Source organism: uncultured Sphingobacterium sp. (assembly GCF_964277905.1).
Lineage (GTDB): Bacteria > Bacteroidota > Bacteroidia > Sphingobacteriales > Sphingobacteriaceae > Sphingobacterium > Sphingobacterium siyangense.
The window spans coordinates 375866-394162 of sequence record NZ_CAXYKD010000024.1; the positions used below are offsets into that span (position 1 = coordinate 375866).

The following is an 18297-nucleotide window of genomic DNA, read 5'->3' on the forward strand; positions in this document are numbered from 1 at the left end:
TTGTGAACTAAAACATTCTTCATGAATTTAAAACAATTAAAAAGCTTTGTACTGTTACTAGCTTTGGGAACTTTTGGATTAACAAAAGTTTCAGCTCAAAGTAATGCGGCATATGTCGATAAGTACAGTCCAATAGCAAAAGAAATGATGGAGGAACACGGTGTTCCAGCATCGGTTATCTTAGCCATCGCTATGCATGAAAGCGGAAATGGTGGTAGCAGGGTAGCAAAAAATTTGAATAACCATTTTGGTGTCAAAGGAAAGAACAACAGTACCGTTATTCGGTCAGCTTACAAAGGTTATCGGTCTGTAATGGACTCGTATGATGATTTTGTAGGAATAGTAAAAAGAAAAAAGACTACTCAGAGTCTTTTTGAAAAACATCCTGGTGAAAAATACGAAGCTTGGGTAAAAGCGATTGCTCGTTCGGGTTACTCTACGAGTAAAGGTTGGACAGCAAAAGTACTCGCTACTATTAGACAATATCATTTGGATATGTTTGATAATGATGCTAAGCAAAATAGATTCTCGTCAACAAAAAAATAAGCGCGACATTATTGCATGAAGAAGTTTTTTTATGGCATGTTTGTATTCATGATGTTGATTACATCATGTTCAAGCCGGAGAGGCACAATATCCTCCACTAAATCTGGCTCAAATTCAAAAACTTCTTCATCCTCTTCTGTGGGACGACCGACCATGGCTGGCAACGACTATATTGCTCATTACAAAGATGTGGCCGTTGCAGAAATGAATAAATATGGTATTCCTGCGAGCATTAAACTTGCTCAGGCTTTACTGGAATCCGGTAATGGTAACAGTTATCTTGCGCGTGAGGCTAATAATCATTTCGGTATTAAATGTGGCGGAGTTTGGAAAGGAAAATCCGTGACTCGTCCCGATGATAATATCAATGACTGCTTTCGTGTTTATGAAAATCCCGAACAATCTTTTCGGGATCACTCAGAGTTTCTGCTACGACCGCGATATGCGGCACTCTTTAAGTTGGATAAGAACGACTATAAAGGCTGGGCCAAAGGCTTGAAAGCGGCTGGATACGCCACCAATCCGCGTTATCCTGAATTGCTGATCGAAATGATCGAAAGATATCATCTTGATCAATACGATCGCGGTGAATCGCCACGTGAAAAAGTTGTACGGGAGGAGACTGTTCAGGTCGAGATCGTACAGAATGTACAAGAAACCCCTCCTACCGTCGTAAAGACAGAAGAAATCAAGAGCCCGGTAGCTATGCGTATTCATGAGGTTAAAGCTCAGGATACGTTATATTCGCTCAGTAAGCTGTACAATGTATCCGTTGATCAGATCAAATCCCTAAACGGTCTTACCGATGATGCGCTATCTTTAGGGCAGCTATTGGTTATATCTAAATAGTTACGCTTTAAAAGATGTTAAATATTTCGCTTTTGTACAGCGATATAGTAGTTTTACGAAAGTGATACTATTGCGATATATTTTTCTACTTATTGCCCTTGTGGGCTTTAGTTCTCCACTTTTTTGCCAAGATAAAAAAGTCGAGGGTATCGTTTTTGATAAAAATACCAAACAACGTATTGGAAATGTAAGGCTGGCCAACTTACGTACCGGCGAGGTCAATTATAATACTATTAAAGGAGAATTTGTCTTTAATGCACAACTAGGAGATCATATTGTTGCGATATGTAAAGGCTATTTTTCAGATACTCTTCAGGTGGATAACCGCGGATTGTTGCTGTTTCATTTGGTACGTGAATCGTTTTATATTGATGAAGTTCAGGTTTTTGCACGCAAGACACCAGAGGAAATTCTGAAAAAAGCAAAAGAGGATTATGAGAAAGCGTATCGTCTTGCGGGTTATGGAGACGTATTTTCTGTTGGCCCAAATGGGGCTGGATTAAGCATCAATTCAATTTACAGTTTATTTAGCAAAGAGGCTAAAAGAGCACGTCGACTAACTAAAACCATTGAAAACGATTATAAGGAAAATGTGATCGATTACAAATTTACGAAAGAGCTTATCAGTAAGATTACAGGATTAAATAGCGAAGAAGCTGAACGATTTAGAAGGATATTTAGACCCTCCTATTTCTTTATTCTCTCAGCGAGTGATTATGAATTGGTGAATTATATCAAAGATTGTTATTCACGGTATCAATTGAACCCTTCGCAATATTTTATTGAGCCTTTTCCAACAATTAATTATAAATTAGTACCGTAAACAAAAAATAGACGTTTTCAGAATGAAGTTATTCAATTTTGTCGGCATGGCTCTGCTTTGCCTTTCTATTACCAGCTTAAAAGCACAGGATCTGAAAGATCTTCGAGCAAAACCAGATACCGTAATTTCTGTACAGAAAGAGCAACCATTAAATATTAAAACGATTCGTCCTATAGTTCCAAAACTAAACTTAGAGGTAGACTATTGGAAACATTGGACAAAATTCGGGATCAATTTAAACCAGGCGTCATTTAATGATAATTGGAAAGGTGGTGGTGTTGGTTCTATTGCTGTAGGATTGAATGCGAATCATAAATCGGATTATACGAAGGACAATTTCAATTTTGTGACCGAAGTTGATTTACGTTATGGCAAGATAAAGAATACCAATAATATTGCGAAGAAGAATAATGACCGTATATTTTGGGATAATAAGCTCTCTTATAAATTGTCTGCCAATTGGGCATTGTTTACGTCGGTGACATTTGAGTCGCAATTTGATGCGGGTTATAAGTATAAAACGGTTAACGGCAGAGATACAATAGACTATATTGAGAATGCTTTTATGGCACCAGCTTATCTGACAGAATCTTTCGGTCTTGAGTATAAGCCTAGTAACGAATTTTCCTTGCGTTTTGGTACGGGTACTGCACGTCAAACTTTTATCTTGGATGAGCGTGTTAAGCCTCGTTCTGGAGAAGGTTTCTTTGAGAAATATGGCTATTATAGAGATCCTAACAATCCAAGTGCGGGTACTGGTGAACGATTTGGTGTAAAGGAAGACCGCTCTTTTGCAAATGCACTGGCATTTCAGCTAACGGGTAACGTGGACAAAAACTTCACAGATAAACTGAATGTAAAGGCTCGTTATAACCTTTTTGCTGACTACGAGAAACTTTCCAACCCTACACACCGTTTGGATGTAACTGTAACGGCAAAAGTCACGAGAGTTATCAATGTGAACTTAAATGGTATCATGATCTACGATCCGGATGTCATTTCAAGAGTGCAGTTGAGCCAGTCGTTGGCGATGGGTATAGTCTATAGTTTACCAAAATAATGTTTAGGCCTGTGTCAATAGGGATATTGCTTTGTTCATTGCTGTCTTTGGCAAGCTGCAAGTCGAAGATACAGCCGGTGGTTGCAAAACCGCTAGTTGCGTCATTTGCTTCTGCATTGGTTGTGGAAGAAAAGGTCGAAGCTAAGCCAGATACCAATTTATTGACACCGGAGGAAAGAAAGGTTGTTTTTTTACAGAAGTCTGGAAACCATCCTTATTGGCGCCAAGAGGAAGCCATACATTATGATGTTCGTAAACCTAACTATGTCATTATTCATCATACAGCACAAGATAGTATTGGGCAGACGATCAAAACCTTTCAGATTCCAAGAACTAAAGTGAGTTCACATTATGTCATTGGCCGGAATGGGGAGATTATACAAATGTTGAACGATTATGTTCGGTCTTGGCATGCAGGGGTGGCAAAATGGGGTTCTATTGTCGACATGAACTCCTGTTCTATAGGTATAGAATTGGATAATAATGGTAGGGAGCCTTTTCCTGAGGCACAAATTAATTCATTGATGACTGTGCTTGATACCTTGAAATCGCGTTATTTAATTCCAGCAAATAATTTTATTGGCCATGCCGATATCGCTCCATCACGCAAGAATGATCCAAGCGTTTTTTTCCCATGGAAAAAGCTTGCAGAACGGGGTTTTGGAATATGGTATGATGAAGGACAGCTTGTGGCCCCTCCTGATAACTTTAATGCGATAGACGCGCTTAAAATTATTGGTTATGATACCTCCAATCTAAAAGCCGCTATCGTTGCCTTTAAACGAAAATTTGTCGTTCGGGATACAACCCCCGAATTGACCATATACGATAAGAGTGTATTGTACAATATCTATAAAAAATACTGAGCCTGAGCAATCAGGCTTTTTTATTTTATTCAAGATCCTTTTTGACCTCTATAGGGCGAGGTGCTTTCGTCCCCAGTTGTACGATATAGGCGATTAACATGACAGCTAGGCAGCCAATAAGATTTAGCCAGAGAAAAGGAATCTTATTCATCGTCCATACTGTGATCACTATAATTTCGGAAAGAATGGCTGCAAGAAAAACAGCTTTGCCTTGGATTTTCTTCATGTAGAAGGCGACGATAAAAATCCCTAGGATAGTACCATAGAATAGTGAGCCCAAGATATTGACCGCTTCGAGGAGATTACCCAATCTGTTTGCATACAAAGCAACAATAACAGTAAATGTACCCCAGATCAACGTAAATAAACGCGACCACAAAAGGTCTTGTTTTTCAGATGAGTTAGGATTAATAAATCTTTTGTAGATATCAATGGTCGTTGTTGAGGCCAATGAGTTAATAGCACTTGCCGTAGACCCCATGGATGCGAGAAAAATGACCGCTATGAGTAGCCCAATTAGGCCCTTTGGAAAGACGCTTGTCACAAAAGAAAGAAAGACATAATTATTGTCATTCGTTTCCGCTGTTGGGTTGTTTTTTTTGATTAAGTCCAAAGTCCCTTCTTTTACGACCTGCATTTTTGCATTAAGTTGAGCGAGTGAGGATCGATAATCAGCAATTCTTTTTTCATCGTCGTGATCCAATGCTGTATTAAGCTGCTGAACAACAGATTCACGTGTTTTAAATAGCTCGCTATGCTTTTGTTCGAGAAGCTGGTAGTCAGGAGCATATTTGCTTTCTTTGAGCTTCTTGATCTCGACTTGATTGAAAAAAATGGGCGGCTGATGGAATTGATAATAGGCAAATACCAGAACTCCAATCAACAGGATCGCAAATTGCATAGGGATTTTCAATAGACCATTCATAATTAATCCCATGCGACTTTCTTTGATCGAAGCCCCTGTCAAATAACGACCTACTTGACTTTGGTCGGTCCCGAAGTAGGAAAGCTGTAGGAAAAAACCACCGATTAGTCCTGTCCAAAGTGTATAGTTATTATTGAGGTCAAAAGTAAAATCCAATGCATTGGTTTTTCCTGATTTTCCTGCAATATGAAGTGCTTTTGATAGTCCAATAGACTCTGGCAACAGATGGATAACTAATATACCTGCTACGAGTAATGATCCAAAGATAATGCTCATTTGAAGCAACTGTGTGTGAGATACGGCTTTGGTTCCTCCATAGGTCGTATAGATAACAACAAAACTTCCTATGGCCAATGTGGTCCATGTAAGATCAATATGAAGGATGGTCGATATAATTAAAGCCGGTGCAAAGATGGTTATACCCGTTGATATCCCTCGCTGTATCAAAAAAAGAATGGCAGTGAGCCCTCTGGTTTTGACGTCAAAACGTTTTTCTAAAAATTCGTAGGCTGTAAATACTTTTAGCTTATGAAAAATAGGGACAAATGTAATGCAGAGCACAATCATGGCCAACGGAAGACCAAAGTAGAATTGGACAAAACTCATTCCTGAGGAATAAGCTAAGCCGGGGGCAGATAAGAAAGTAATGGCGCTCGCTTGCGTCGCCATTACCGATAATCCGACGTGATACCAAGGTAACGAACGATTACCTAGAAGATATCCGTCAATATTTTTTATACCCCTACTCTTATAAACGCCATATACGACAATAAACAAGAGTGTCAGAAATAAAACGATCCAATCTGCTGTACTCATGAATAGTGGTTCGTGAAAATGTACAGAAAAAGGATGAATACGAATAGCCAGATAACGACCAACCAGTAGAAACGCTTCCAGCTATTCATCTTTCTTATCTATCTGAAGGCTTTTGAGGATAGATAACGCTATTAAAAATAGCAGCGATAATCAATCCGACAGCGGCACCTCCAAAGATGCTTAAAAATGTCTCGTTTGCAGTGAATCCAATTAATGCACCAAATACTACAGCAACTAAAAGAATGATTCCTTTTGCTTTGCCAGCATCAATTGTCGTGCAGCTGTTGTCAATCTGATTTTCCATTATTATATTATTTTGATTTTGATAGCAAATTTACGAATAATCTGTAAGCTCCGGGAATCCCGGCAGGCAATTGTCTGAAAAAAGACAAAGATGTATAAACAAATTTACCTTTTCCATATTGAGCAATGAGTAATGAGCCATTATGTAACGGTTCGCCGGGATCTTGCATGGTGATCGGGGTGCGGTACTTTTTATCGATATCTTCCGCAAAGTAGAGTCCCCGCTCCTGCACCCAGTGTTCGAAGTCAGCTTCGCTGATCTTGTTCGGGTAATTAAAAATCGGGTCATTTTTATCGAAATGTACCGTTGCAAGTTCGTCTGTTACACGGCTTCTGCCGATGCTAAAAGGAAAAGGGCCAAAGTTCTTTGAGAACAGTCCATTGTTTACATTGTACTGTTCCAGGACCGTTCCACCCATGTTGACATACGTAAGTAGTCTGTTTTGGAGCTGTGCAATTTGCTTGTTGACATTGAATATTCGTACACCCAAGATTACAGCATCGTAGCTAGAGAGATCTGCTTTTAATGCCTGTTCGTTACTTAATACATCAACTTTAATACCAATGGCCGCCAGCGACTCCGGAATTAGATCCCCTGCCCCATGGATGTATGCCACTTTCTTTACGTCGTTGATCAGGTTGACATTGCTCATTTTTATAGCGACATCTGGGAAATAAACAATATTAGGTATATGATTGTAATCGATGGATTTTATCTCTTTTAAGTGCTCTTTGTTTGCCAATAGGAACCCCAGGGTATCAATGGAAGATTTAGAAGCATCTGATGGTTTTATGCTGATCTCTTTGGAAATTGTACGTTCGCCTTTGTCAAAAGTTAGGTCAAAAGATGCCGGTGAAACTTCCCAGCCTTTAGGTACATTCGGTCTGACGTTAAACGTGGTTGTGTTTGCTCGTCCGTTTTTCTGAAAAGTCAGATTCACTTTGACAGTGTTGGCATTTTGTGTAAGTGCCAAAGGGCTGGAACTTTTTGCCGTCAACTGTGGGACGATCACAATGGGGTCGTAGATTTCGCCACGAACAGGATCGGTATATTTATATTTTATGGGCTGACTGAGTGTGATATTTTCACCATTGATCCGGAGTTGAAATGATACCTCTGGAGCATAGGGGTTTTCTGGATAGCCAGTCAGGTTAAAATCACTGACATTAAATTTGCCTTTTCCATGTGGTTCAATCAACCAGTATGGTTGTGTCGTCCTGTCGGCATGTATAAGAACAGAGTCTCTTTGTAGCTTGTTTATTTTTAGTGTTTCATGAATGCTATTTCCATTTATTTGGGTCAGCTCAACGGTTACATTTGGACGCCGAACAATAATGGAATGTTCCACTTTGATCTGATCTTCCAAGGCATAAGATGGATTTTTAGCGATACTTTCGAACCAAATTCCACCACAGGCAAGAATTAGTTTTTCAACCTCTTTTTTCTTTTCAGTTTTCCAGTATTCATCATCAATTTGATCCAGTGCTTTGTACAGTTGGATCAATTCAGCAATGATCAATTCGGGTTTATCAATTTGATATGTTTGATTGATGTGATCAATCAAGGACTGAACTTTACTGCCGTTTTGAATTCTTTTCCATGAGGTGTCAACACCATCCAAGAGTGTATTTTTTGCAGGTGCACCGTCTACATACTCAAAGTATTCGATTGATGAGCCACGTTGGCTTGCTGAACCAAAGCCTTGGCTTTTGTGTGATGAACGGCTGTGTGCGGCAATTTCCCCATAAGAAGCTCCTAGAAGAGAATTGTAATCCCCGATATCTATTTTTAACTGATCTTCACGTGTATTGTTTTGACCTCCGAAATTAGCTGTATTCCAAAGCAAGCGTTTAGCTTTCCAGGGGCGTACAAATTGAAGCTGCTCTGGAAATTGATTCGGATCAGCAGCAGCTTTAAAGGCTTCATGTGCTAGAATGGCAGACGCTTGATGATGACCATGTCCGCCTCTTGGATCTGGAGGAAAACGTGTGATGATGACATCGGGTCTAAATTTGCGGATAATCCATACGGCTTCGCGAAGAACACGCTGTTTATCCCAGAATTCGAAAGTTTCTTCTGGAGTCTTTGAGAATCCAAAATCATATGCTGAGGAAAAAAATTGCTCACCCTTATCGATTTTTCGAGCAGCCAGTAATTCCTGCGTTCGAATCAATCCAAGTTCAATGCCTTGTTCTGTTCCGATGAGGTTTTGTCCGCCGTCACCTCGAGTTAGGGATAAATAACCTGTTTTATATTTTTTTTCCTGAGCTAGCCAAGCGATTAGCCGGGTATTTTCATCATCCGGATGTGCCGCAAAATAAAGGACTGAGCCCAGCACGTTCAGTTTTTCTAGATTAACTTTAATTTCAGCAGCATTCCACTGTGGATTCTGTGCTTTAACGATTGAGGTTGACAAGATACCAGCCAAAATAATAATAACAGAGAGAAAAGGTCTTCGCATGTTTAAAGATAAAGATTTTGATGAACAACGGATTGTTGGAGATTGTAATTTTATTGACAGTCTTTAAGTAGTGCGTTTATGACGTAGGTTTATTGCTTTAACTTACGGATATTAACCATTAACCTAATTCAACTTAGGTCAATATTTAGCGAAGAGGTAAAGGGATCGATCGTTGAAAGGTAAAACATAGGTATAAATAAAAAACGGAAATCCCAATCAATTTGGAATTTCCGTTTAACAATTAAAATATTTTTTCCTGAAACGAATTTTTAGAGAATAGTTATTTTGTCGCTTCGCTCCAAGTGGCAACCTTTAACATAGTAAATATATGTAGAAAATATTTAGTTCTGTTAGATTACTTTAATTAGTTTTCCACATTGCTAAATTTTGTCAACATTTTAGCTTTTGGAAAACATATAATATATAGGCGTCATGCGTTTAAGATGCTGCAATACAACGATATTTAGAATAAGATAGATTCTCCACTACCTTAAAAAAAATCTGGATTGGTCTAAATCCAATTGCATATTTGTTTGACAAATTTCAATTGATGTTAGTTTCTATGCTTCAAATGCTCAAAAACAACCGGAACAACCTTTAAAGAAAGTTTCACACGAATGCTTTTTTGCAAAGACTATTTATCAATAGCACCTAGAACACGCTTCATAAACATATTTAACGCGTCTTTTTTTGAGTTACCTTCTTTAATTAATTTATCAACCTCTACAGCTCCGTATAGGTTTGAAATCAATTCACCAAGAACGTCAAGTTCTTCATCTTTCAAAGGAGCTTCGGTTAATGCTTCCAGTGTCTCGATTGTTTCCAAGACATAATCTACATCATTCTGCTCGATGAACTCTGTCAAATGCTTAATTACTGGTAGTTTCATTGAATAATTCTACTAATGCGTCTAACTTATTTGTTTGTACCTGATTGACTAATTTACCGTTCTTAAAAGCGGCAAAAGTGGGTAGGTTATTGACATTTGCCAGTTTGCGGGATTCAGGAAATTTTTCTGCATCTGCAATAACAAAAGGTACGCTATCATTTTCGCCAGCCAGTTTTTTGAATTTTGGTTTCATGATTTTGCAGTTACCACACCAAGTGGCAGAGTACTGAACCATAACAATATCGTTATTGTTTACAATTTCTTGTAAATTATCGTTTTCTAATTCTTGTAACATGATTTTATTATTAAGGTGATTGTTGGAGAAATCAACAGGAGCCGGGAAAAGCTCCTGTTGATAAGACAATGTGGTCTTGTATTGTTAGTGTTTCGCTAAATAATCAGCTACACCTTTTCTGTCTGCGTTCATGGCATCTTTACCTTCTTCCCAGTTTGCAGGACACACTTCGCCAAATTTCTGTACGTGAGCGTAAGCGTCGATCAAACGTAAGTATTCTTTAACGTTACGGCCCAAAGGCATGTCGTTTACTGATTCATGGAATACACGGCCAGTTTCATCGATCAAGTAAGTTGCTCTATAAGTAACCGCAGAACCTTGAGCCAATGTTCCGTATTCAGGGTGTTCAACTTCTTGAACATCTAAGATTCCCAATATACTTGATAAGTTACGGTTGGTGTCTGCCAAAAGAGGATATTCAACACCTTCAATTCCACCGTTATCTTTTGCTGTGTTTAACCAGGCAAAGTGTACTTCATTTGTATCGCAAGAAGCGCCGATTAAGACTGTATTGCGTTTTTCAAACTCAGCAGCTGCTTCTTGGAAAGCGTGCAATTCAGTAGGACATACGAAAGTGAAATCTTTTGGATACCAAAATAAAAGCACTTTTTTACCTTCTTTAACTGCTTTTTCAAAAATGTTGATTTGTAAATTGTCGCCTAAATAATCAATTGCATCTACTGTAATGCTTGGAAAACTTTTACCTGTGAAACTCATAATATATCTTTCTTTTTTTTGTTGACACAAAGATACAGCAACTCGATGCAAAAAGCGAATTGATTTTACCAATACACTATCGTCAAAATCTATTATGACTAGATTATAACAATAAGTTTTTATTATAATAATGATAACTTGATCTCATGATGAAGAGATCATTTGAATGTTTCTTGAAAATAAATGAATTAATACTGCGGTAGTTACAAATTTATGGCCTAAAATAATTGCAGTTTTGCAAATCAAAAGCTACTTTTGCGACGTTCAATTCTAGAACAACACAATGCTGGAGGGGTTCCAGAGCGGTCAAATGGGACGGACTGTAAATCCGTTGCTTCGGCTTCGAAGGTTCGAATCCTTCTCCCTCCACCATTTTTCATTTTCTAAATCCAGTTTATCTTTCAGGTTCTAAATTTGCGTTTGTTAGGGACTATTCCATCGTACATGAAACGGCTTTTAATATAGATTTTTTGCTATTGTGGATGTTAATGGCTTTAGTAAAACTAGTCTATACAGGGGTTCCCTCTCTTTTTGAAAAAAATATAACAGGATTTTAGACTAGCTATTGACTTATATATAAAATAAACCTAAGTTTGGCTTCTGAAAAGGCCCCGTAGTTCAACGGATAGAATAGATGTTTCCTAAACATTTGATAGCAGTTCGATTCTGCTCGGGGCTACTGAGAAAAGCGATGGATTTCCATCGCTTTTTTTGTTTAGTGCCTAATAGTTTTTCTTTTCTTATCAAAATAAATACGTAATAGAATTGTAAATTTTTAATAGAATGTTTATTTTCGGATCATTATTTACACATACAGCAATTTTACTTTTGGCCTGTAATCCTGTAACATAGATTGAATGGGAAAATTTTTATTATACCAATTTAGAAAGGTATATGCAGCTAATCCTGCTTTTTTTGTTTGTTTTGCCATTTGGATGGCCTTAATGACAGCTATAGTTGTATTTATACCGAAGGGAGATTCATTCCATTTTGTGAATACACGTCATGCATTTTGGGCCGATATTCTTTTTACAATACAGACCTATTTTGGAGATGGTCTTTTTGTTATAGGTGTTTTTATTGCTTACTGCTGTACACAGCAGTGGAATTTTGCTCGAGCTGTTCTCGGGACTTATATCTTTTCAGGGCTGATCTGTTGTGTATTGAAAAACCTTTTTGATGCCGATAGACCGGCAACGGTATTTCATGGAGACCCAACATTCCATGTTGTTTCTTGGTTGCGTGTAGCGCACTTTAACTCCTTCCCTTCTGGACATACAACGTCGGCTTTTGCGATGGCAGCTACGTTAGCCATTATCTCAAAAAATAGAGCTTTTGGTATAATTTTATTTGTTCTCGCTGTATTAACGGGCTACTCTCGGGTGTATTTGGGTCAGCATTTTGTCGAAGATGTATGGTTTGGCTCCATCTTAGGGACAGGTACGGCCTGTTTTTATCTATTGGCAATGCCTTATGTTTTAAGAAGTAAACGTATGTCATTTGGACTGAGATTTCTTCAGGTCAAAATCTAAAGTGCAAATTCGGTAAACATGTGCTTTGGTGGATTAGGCTGCGCGTGTTTCTTTAAATAGAGATAATCGCCCAACCATCACAAACATCAATAGGCCGAAACAGGCAAAAACACCGTAGGAATAGCGTAGGCTAAAAGCTTCAGCAATATATCCAATTAAAGGCGGTCCCATTAAGAAGCCCAGGTAACTGATGCTTGAAACCATGGCTAAGGCTACTCCAGATGGTACATTTTTGTTCTGCCCAGCAATGCTATAGATAGATGGGACGTTGCAGGCCACACCTATACCTACCAACATAAAGGCTAGGGTACAGATGATAAATTCGGGGAAGATAACCGATGTCATCATTCCGACAAACATCAGCAGGCCACTGTATTGCAGGGTTCTTTTTCTCCCTAATTTGCGAATGACAGCATCACCAACAAAGCGCCCAGTGGCCATCATAATCATAAAAGACGCGTAGCCAACGACAACAAATTTTTCGGGAGCTTGAACAATCTCTTTGAAATAGACCCCACTCCAGTCAAACATTGCCCCCTCTGTTGCCATGCTGAAAAAGCCGATAATGCCGAGTTGAAGTAAGCCACCTTCTGGTTTAGAGAAAAAACTACGCTTGTCCTTTTGAGGAGATTTGCCCGGAACCAGATACTTTTGGTTGATTAGTGTATTTGCTGTGACAATGACTAATATGATTAAAAAATGATAAAAGGTGTTCAGACCCAAATTCATCGTTAACAAGCCAACTAGTGCGCCTGTGAAACCAGCGATGCTCCAGGCCCCATGAAAAGAAGTCATTATTGATTTTTTGAAAATCTGCTCAGTTGCAACGCCTTGCGTGTTCACGGAAATATTACACATATTGCCAGTGACACCAAACAGAAATAATATGCCTCCCAACTGCCAGGCATTCTGTGCGAAGGGGATGGAGCACAAGACCAAGGTGTAAGCGATAGGTACAATACGCAAAACACTTGCACTGCCATATTTTGTGACCAGCTTTCCTGAGAGAGCCATTGTTGCAAGCTGCCCAACAGGAAGCATTAATAAAATTGTACCCAATTGCCCCTCACTTAAATGGAGATGAGCTTTAATAACGGGAATTCGACTTGCCCAAGATGCAAACGCGATCCCTTGGCAAAAAAAGAAAAGTGATACCGCGATTCTTATGCGATTTCGTTTGTTATAAAGATCTTCTTCTGAATGAGTTAACGTTGCTTCCATAGTTTCTGATTTGAGGGTGCAAAGTTAAGGATAAGTATCCCATTAAAAAATATAATGATTCAAAAAATACTTCAACTTTTGGGTTGCAATAGGGATACAGAAATATGCCTATATTTAAATTGTTTATCGGCTTGCTTATAATTATATGCTAATGTTGTGATAATTATCTTCTCTTACAGTCTTTTGGTAAGAAAATAATACGTTGTTCTTTTTGAATTCGGCTAAAACATATGTATTCAATATGATATGTTTTGCATAACCATTCCTTGTATAAAAACCGGAAAGAGACACATTTGTTTCAGTCTATTTTCAAGCATGCTTCAAGTTAAGAAGATATTAGTTGCGGAAGTCAAAAATAGGCCAAGTGGGAACTTCTACTTCATTAGAAAATAAATACCAATGAAATAGGGAGGAAAGGCCTACGATCAAATGCTGAAATCGTGAAGAAATAAAAATATAAAATTCTTCACTATTTCATAGTGGTTTGTTCAATACCTATTCTACCTTTGTATTGGCAAACAATTATTAGCCTCCTAGATAACATGATAAAAAAACTAATCTTAAGTACAGTTCTAGCCTATGCTGGAACAACCTGTGTTATTGCCCAACAACCCACATTTTTGTCCCATCCGACATTGAGTCCCGATGGTAAGGAAATGGTTTTTAGTTACGAAGGTGACCTTTGGAAAGTAGGGAGCCAGGGTGGTGTTGCAGTTCGGCTGACAGGAATGGAAGGAAATGAGATCAATCCACGAATTTCCCCTGATGGAAAATGGTTGGCTTTCTCGGCCAATCAAAATGGTAATATGGACGTCTATGTGATGCCTTTGGCTGGTGGAGATATACGACAGCTTACATCGCACGATGCTTCGGATGAAGTAGACAGCTGGAGCTGGGATAGCAAGACGCTTTATTTTACGTCATCGCGTTACAATAGAATGAGTGCTTATCAAGTCGCTTTGGATGGCGGAACGGCAACAAGGTTGTTTCCTCATGTCTTTAATTATATCAGTAATGTGGTGCCAACACCTTCAGGAGAATTATTATTCAATGACAGCTGGGAAGGCTATAGCTCGGCCAACCGCAAGCGATACAAAGGTGCTTTCAATCCGGATATAAAGTCCTATAATCCCAAAACAAAAGCTTTTCAACAGTATACAGATTATATAGGTAAGGATTTTTGGCCGACAGTAGACCAGAAAGGAAACATATTCTATGTGTCCGACGAAAGCAATGGTGAATACAATCTTTATCAAATAGCTGGAAAAGCGAAAACCCAATTGACCTCTTTCCCAGAATCAATCAAACGTCCGTTTGTCGCGGCAGATGGTAGTAAGATCGCTTTTGAAAAAGGGTACCAGCTTTATATTTACGATGTCAATGGAAAGAAAACCATACAGCCCAGCATCGCACTTAACCGTAATCAGGTACTAGGAAAGCTGAAGGAGTTCAATATTTCAGGTAACATCAGTAATTTCGACGTTTCACCGGACGGGAAAAAGATGGCATTTGTATCCCGTGGGGAATTGTTCGTGTCGGATATCGAAGGAAAGTTTGTTCGTCAGATGCCAAGTCAAGGGGAGCGCATCATGGAAGTTAAATGGCTTAAAGACAGCAAAACATTGCTCTATAGTCAAACGTATCAAGGGTATCAGAACTGGTTTTCACGCACAGCAGACGGTAAAGGAGAGGTAAAACAATTGACACAAGATCTGCGTAACAATCGGGATATTACATTCAATGCGGATAAAACAAAAGCGGTATATCTCAGCGGACGTGATGAAGTTCGTCTATTGGATTTGACAAGTTTGAAGAGCCAAACAGTAGTTAGAGATGAAATCTGGGCATTTCAAAATTCTTCGCCCTCATTTTCTCCCGATGGAAATTATCTTTTATTCACGGCCATACGCAATTTTGAACAGGATATTTTTGTGTATAACCTGAAAAATGAGCAAACGACAAATTTGACAAATACTGGTGTTACAGAGGCAGCACCATATTGGTCTCCTGATGGTAAATACATTTATTTTGCGAGTAATAGGACTAAGCCTTCTTATCCTACTGGTATGCAAAACTCAAGCATTTTCCGAATGGCATTGACCAACTTTGACCAACCTTATCGTAGCACAAAGTTTGATGAATTATTTGTAACACCTGAAAAGAAAGATACGACAGTAAATAAAGCTGGTGCAACTAAGAAAGAAGATGCTGCTAAGGATAAGAAGAAAAATGATGCCGACAAGGTAAAGTCAACCGCAACACCAGCAGCCGAAGCCAAGAAAGCTGTTTTGGTCCAATTGGATTTAGAAGGATTGCGTGACCGAATTGAGCAAGTCAGTCCAGCATTTGGAACACAATCTGATCCTTTGGTGATACAAAAAGGGGATAAATCCTATTTGTTCTATGCTTCCAATCATGAAGGAAAATATAGTACATATCGTACCGTATATGAGTTATTTACACCAGCCAAAACCGAGAAAGTCACAGATGGAGGTATAGGACAATTTGTAGAGTCTGCAGGCAAGTACTTCGTGCTGACCCGAGGAACAATTCAGAAATATAATCTTGACTTGAATAAGCTTGATGCGGTCACCATGAGTTTTAAATTCAATCGGGATCTTGAGAAAGAGTTCAATCAGATGTTTTATGAGACATGGGCCAATCTGGAGGAGAATTTCTACGATAGCAAATTCCATGGTGTAGATTGGACCGCTGTTAAAAAGAAATATGAGAAATATCTTCCAGGTATCAACGATAGGACAGATTTACGCATCCTCTTAAATGATATGTTGGGCGAACTCAATTCGTCACATTTAGGTTTCAGTTCAATGGGGCAGGAAGAACGTAAGCCGTTTGGTTTTGTAACGAATGAAATCGGTGTGATCTATGATACAAGCAACCCTTATAAGATTAGCTATATTGTTCCGAATGGCCCCGCAGCAAAGAAAGAGGCTGATATTCATGCGGGTGATATTCTCGTGGCGATTAATGGAACAAAATTGAATACGCAGGCAGATCGCGATAGTTATTTTACTTGGCCTTCACTGGAAGAGGAAATTCAATTGACCTTGAATCGTAATGGCAAGGAAATTCAGACAAACATTCGTCCGGTATCAAGCGCCGTGTTTAGAGACCTCCTCTACGACCAATGGATTAGAGATAACCGAAGTCGAGTTGATCAGTTGAGTAGCAATAAGATAGCGTATTCACATATGAAAAATATGTCGGATACTGAATTACAGCGGTTCTTGATCGACATGGCTGAACAGGAGAATAACAAACAAGGGATTATTTTAGATTTACGGTATAATACAGGCGGGAATGTGCACGATGAAGTTTTACGATTCTTGTCACAACGGCCTTACTTACAATGGCAATACCGAGGTGGTAAACGTGCGCCACAAAGTAATTTTGCACCATCTGCCAAACCTATTGTTTTATTGATTAATGAGCAATCGCTGAGCGATGCTGAAATGACCGCTGCGGGCTTTAAAGCCCTTAAATTGGGGAAAATAATTGGTAATGAAACCTATCGTTGGATTATTTTTACTTCTGCTAAAGGCTTAGTAGACGGATCAAGCTATCGACTTCCGTCTTGGGGATGTTATACGCTTGATGGTCAGGATCTCGAGCAAACCGGAGTTGCCCCAGATATTCTTGTAAAAAATACAGTACAAGATCGGATGGAAAATAAAGATCCGCAATTGGAAAGAGCAATAAAAGAAATTCTTGACAATATTAAATAGGGAAGTAACAATTAGAATTACTTACTGTAAATAGGCTGTCCAACTTTTTTGAGACAGCCTATTTTTTTAACGTCTCATGTTTTTATGAATACGATCTTCTAATTTTTGCTATTTATTACCCTTCAGCATATGATTTACCTCATTCGGTTCATTTACTTCATTTGGTCCCACCCTTTGCTCTGTGGAAGTTAATAGACGATTTTAAACGGTTTTATCTTTTTAAGTGTCTGTTTACCAGCGTTTAATGATTTTGTACACTGTTTCGTTATGAAATTGGCGATTTTCCTGCATCCCTTCTGAAAATATAAGGCAATATGGAAAAGATTGTATTACAGGTAAAAGAATCTTGCTCTGCAGATTGGGGTAAGATGACGCCACAAGAACAAGGCCGTTTCTGTGGCCAATGTGAGAAGATGGTTGTTGATTTTTCACAGATGAATGATCAGGAAATTGTGGATCAAATAAAAAAAGCCAGTAGGGGGTTATGTGGTCGATTTTATGAAGATCAGTTGATGCGCGAATTGGATGCCACTATTTCTTTTTCTAAAAACCCTATTTGGCAAGGAAGATGGACAGGGATTGCTGCGGGCCTCCTATTGGTTGGATCCTTGAGTTTTCATACTGCTCAAGCACAAAACAAACTGACTGGAGAAGTTGTCGTTGTCCAAACAAAAACGAAAAATGATCAGATAAAGAAGCAAGATCAGGGCAACTCATCAACAAATGATAATTCAGCGTTAAAAGGAAGCCGTGATAGTACTAAGGTAAGCATAAAAGGTAAAGTTGTTTGCGCTGGAAACGATGTAAGCATGGCGGGGACAGAGGTATCCCTAGGAAATTATCGTACGAAAGTGGATGAAAATGGAAATTTTCAGCTTTGGGTACCGCAATCTTTGTTTCGGGTAAACCAAGAGCTCCGTGCACAGATGTTTGGCTATAAAACTGTTGTGATTCCATTCAAAAAAGGGAGTAAAATGCAACTGGATAAACCAATAGAAATGGAAGTTAAGCCAATGATTATGGGAAAGATCGCTGTAGTGGGAACACAAGGCAATATAGGGCGAAAGAATAAATAGTTTAATAGTCTTATTTTGGTCTGTTTTTTATCGAGCAACTGCCAAAAATCTCGCTTGAATGTCATAAAAGTCAAAAAAATATTCTTTTCCACTTGACTTTTTCTACGGTGAACCTTACATTTGGATTATCGAATGACTTCGTAGCTCAGTTGGTAGAGCAACAGACTCTTA

At 38.8% G+C, this 18297-nt stretch carries 15 protein-coding genes and 2 tRNA genes; 10 read left to right on the forward strand and 7 right to left on the reverse strand.

Annotated elements, in window-relative coordinates:
• The first annotated feature begins 21 nt into the window (after window positions 1-21).
• The 5 genes from ACHWSC_RS11550 (at window position 22) to ACHWSC_RS11570 (ending at window position 4144) form a co-directional block, all read left to right on the forward strand.
• Window positions 22-546, forward strand: coding sequence for a glucosaminidase domain-containing protein (locus ACHWSC_RS11550; protein ID WP_046673195.1), 525 nt, complete (start codon window positions 22-24; stop codon window positions 544-546).
• 15 nt (window positions 547-561) lie between these two features.
• Entirely contained in the window at window positions 562-1395 is an 834-nt protein-coding gene (locus ACHWSC_RS11555; RefSeq protein ID WP_070562717.1) for a glucosaminidase domain-containing protein, read from the forward strand.
• A gap of 70 nt (window positions 1396-1465) precedes the next feature.
• Window positions 1466-2218, forward strand: coding sequence for a hypothetical protein (locus ACHWSC_RS11560; protein WP_394676861.1), 753 nt, complete (start codon window positions 1466-1468; stop codon window positions 2216-2218).
• Between the two features lie 22 nt (window positions 2219-2240).
• Window positions 2241-3278 carry a DUF3078 domain-containing protein gene (locus tag ACHWSC_RS11565; protein WP_394676862.1) on the forward strand — a complete coding sequence of 346 codons (1038 nt, stop codon included), beginning with the start codon at window positions 2241-2243 and terminating at the stop codon, window positions 3276-3278.
• An 11-nt stretch (window positions 3279-3289) separates the two neighbouring features.
• Complete coding sequence (locus ACHWSC_RS11570) at window positions 3290-4144, forward strand: N-acetylmuramoyl-L-alanine amidase (protein WP_240199692.1); 855 nt, start codon at window positions 3290-3292, stop codon at window positions 4142-4144.
• Between the two features lie 25 nt (window positions 4145-4169).
• Here ACHWSC_RS11570 and ACHWSC_RS11575 read toward each other — a convergent pair whose 3' ends face one another.
• From ACHWSC_RS11575 to ACHWSC_RS11600, 6 genes are all read right to left on the reverse strand, one after another.
• Entirely contained in the window at window positions 4170-5885 is a 1716-nt protein-coding gene (locus ACHWSC_RS11575) for a sodium:solute symporter (RefSeq protein WP_394676863.1), read from the reverse strand.
• Between the two features lie 94 nt (window positions 5886-5979).
• Entirely contained in the window at window positions 5980-6189 is a 210-nt protein-coding gene (locus ACHWSC_RS11580) for a hypothetical protein (RefSeq protein WP_075990403.1), read from the reverse strand.
• A 7-nt stretch (window positions 6190-6196) separates the two neighbouring features.
• Window positions 6197-8650 carry a PIG-L family deacetylase gene (locus tag ACHWSC_RS11585; RefSeq protein ID WP_394676864.1) on the reverse strand — a complete coding sequence of 818 codons (2454 nt, stop codon included), beginning with the start codon at window positions 8648-8650 and terminating at the stop codon, window positions 6197-6199.
• Window positions 8651-9284: 634 nt separating this feature from the next.
• Complete coding sequence (locus ACHWSC_RS11590) at window positions 9285-9539, reverse strand: DUF6952 family protein (RefSeq protein ID WP_046673203.1); 255 nt, start codon at window positions 9537-9539, stop codon at window positions 9285-9287.
• Window positions 9520-9834 (reverse strand): co-chaperone YbbN, encoded by a 315-nt coding sequence (locus ACHWSC_RS11595; protein WP_046673204.1) that lies wholly within the window; start codon window positions 9832-9834, stop codon window positions 9520-9522. Before ACHWSC_RS11595 ends, ACHWSC_RS11590 begins: the two co-directional genes overlap by 20 nt.
• Before the next feature lie 84 nt (window positions 9835-9918).
• Window positions 9919-10551: a peroxiredoxin gene (locus tag ACHWSC_RS11600; protein ID WP_070562738.1), complete on the reverse strand. Its 633-nt coding sequence runs from the start codon at window positions 10549-10551 to the stop codon at window positions 9919-9921.
• A gap of 288 nt (window positions 10552-10839) precedes the next feature.
• Between ACHWSC_RS11600 and ACHWSC_RS11605 the strand changes: the two genes are divergently transcribed.
• The 3 genes from ACHWSC_RS11605 (at window position 10840) to ACHWSC_RS11615 (ending at window position 12083) form a co-directional block, all read left to right on the forward strand.
• Window positions 10840-10923: transfer RNA gene (locus ACHWSC_RS11605), tRNA-Tyr, on the forward strand.
• A 235-nt stretch (window positions 10924-11158) separates the two neighbouring features.
• Window positions 11159-11230, forward strand: a tRNA-Arg gene (locus ACHWSC_RS11610).
• Window positions 11231-11408: 178 nt separating this feature from the next.
• Complete coding sequence (locus ACHWSC_RS11615; RefSeq protein ID WP_120335614.1) at window positions 11409-12083, forward strand: phosphatase PAP2 family protein; 675 nt, start codon at window positions 11409-11411, stop codon at window positions 12081-12083.
• Between the two features lie 33 nt (window positions 12084-12116).
• Here ACHWSC_RS11615 and ACHWSC_RS11620 read toward each other — a convergent pair whose 3' ends face one another.
• Window positions 12117-13304: an MFS transporter gene (locus ACHWSC_RS11620; protein WP_394676865.1), complete on the reverse strand. Its 1188-nt coding sequence runs from the start codon at window positions 13302-13304 to the stop codon at window positions 12117-12119.
• Window positions 13305-13846: 542 nt separating this feature from the next.
• Between ACHWSC_RS11620 and ACHWSC_RS11625 the strand changes: the two genes are divergently transcribed.
• Together ACHWSC_RS11625 and ACHWSC_RS11630 are read left to right on the forward strand one after the other, a co-directional pair.
• A complete protein-coding gene (locus ACHWSC_RS11625) occupies window positions 13847-17050 on the forward strand; it encodes a S41 family peptidase (protein WP_394676866.1) in 3204 nt (1067 codons plus the stop codon).
• Window positions 17051-17364: 314 nt separating this feature from the next.
• A complete protein-coding gene (locus ACHWSC_RS11630; protein WP_394676867.1) occupies window positions 17365-18126 on the forward strand; it encodes a hypothetical protein in 762 nt (253 codons plus the stop codon).
• Window positions 18127-18297: the final 171 nt, after the last annotated feature.

Excerpts from the sequence above, each read along its gene's own strand:
- ACHWSC_RS11550 (WP_046673195.1), top strand. The coding sequence starts at position 22 with ATGAATTTAAAACAATTAAAAAGCTTTGTACTGTTACTAGCTTTGGGA.
- ACHWSC_RS11555 (WP_070562717.1), top strand. The coding sequence starts at position 562 with ATGAAGAAGTTTTTTTATGGCATGTTTGTATTCATGATGTTGATTACA.
- ACHWSC_RS11565 (WP_394676862.1), top strand. The coding sequence starts at position 2,241 with ATGAAGTTATTCAATTTTGTCGGCATGGCTCTGCTTTGCCTTTCTATT.
- ACHWSC_RS11575 (WP_394676863.1), bottom strand. The coding sequence starts at position 5,885 with ATGAGTACAGCAGATTGGATCGTTTTATTTCTGACACTCTTGTTTATT.
- ACHWSC_RS11580 (WP_075990403.1), bottom strand. The coding sequence starts at position 6,189 with ATGGAAAATCAGATTGACAACAGCTGCACGACAATTGATGCTGGCAAA.
- ACHWSC_RS11585 (WP_394676864.1), bottom strand. The coding sequence starts at position 8,650 with ATGCGAAGACCTTTTCTCTCTGTTATTATTATTTTGGCTGGTATCTTG.
- ACHWSC_RS11590 (WP_046673203.1), bottom strand. The coding sequence starts at position 9,539 with ATGAAACTACCAGTAATTAAGCATTTGACAGAGTTCATCGAGCAGAAT.
- ACHWSC_RS11595 (WP_046673204.1), bottom strand. The coding sequence starts at position 9,834 with ATGTTACAAGAATTAGAAAACGATAATTTACAAGAAATTGTAAACAAT.
- ACHWSC_RS11600 (WP_070562738.1), bottom strand. The coding sequence starts at position 10,551 with ATGAGTTTCACAGGTAAAAGTTTTCCAAGCATTACAGTAGATGCAATT.
- ACHWSC_RS11615 (WP_120335614.1), top strand. The coding sequence starts at position 11,409 with ATGGGAAAATTTTTATTATACCAATTTAGAAAGGTATATGCAGCTAAT.
- ACHWSC_RS11620 (WP_394676865.1), bottom strand. The coding sequence starts at position 13,304 with ATGGAAGCAACGTTAACTCATTCAGAAGAAGATCTTTATAACAAACGA.
- ACHWSC_RS11625 (WP_394676866.1), top strand. The coding sequence starts at position 13,847 with ATGATAAAAAAACTAATCTTAAGTACAGTTCTAGCCTATGCTGGAACA.
- ACHWSC_RS11630 (WP_394676867.1), top strand. The coding sequence starts at position 17,365 with ATGGAAAAGATTGTATTACAGGTAAAAGAATCTTGCTCTGCAGATTGG.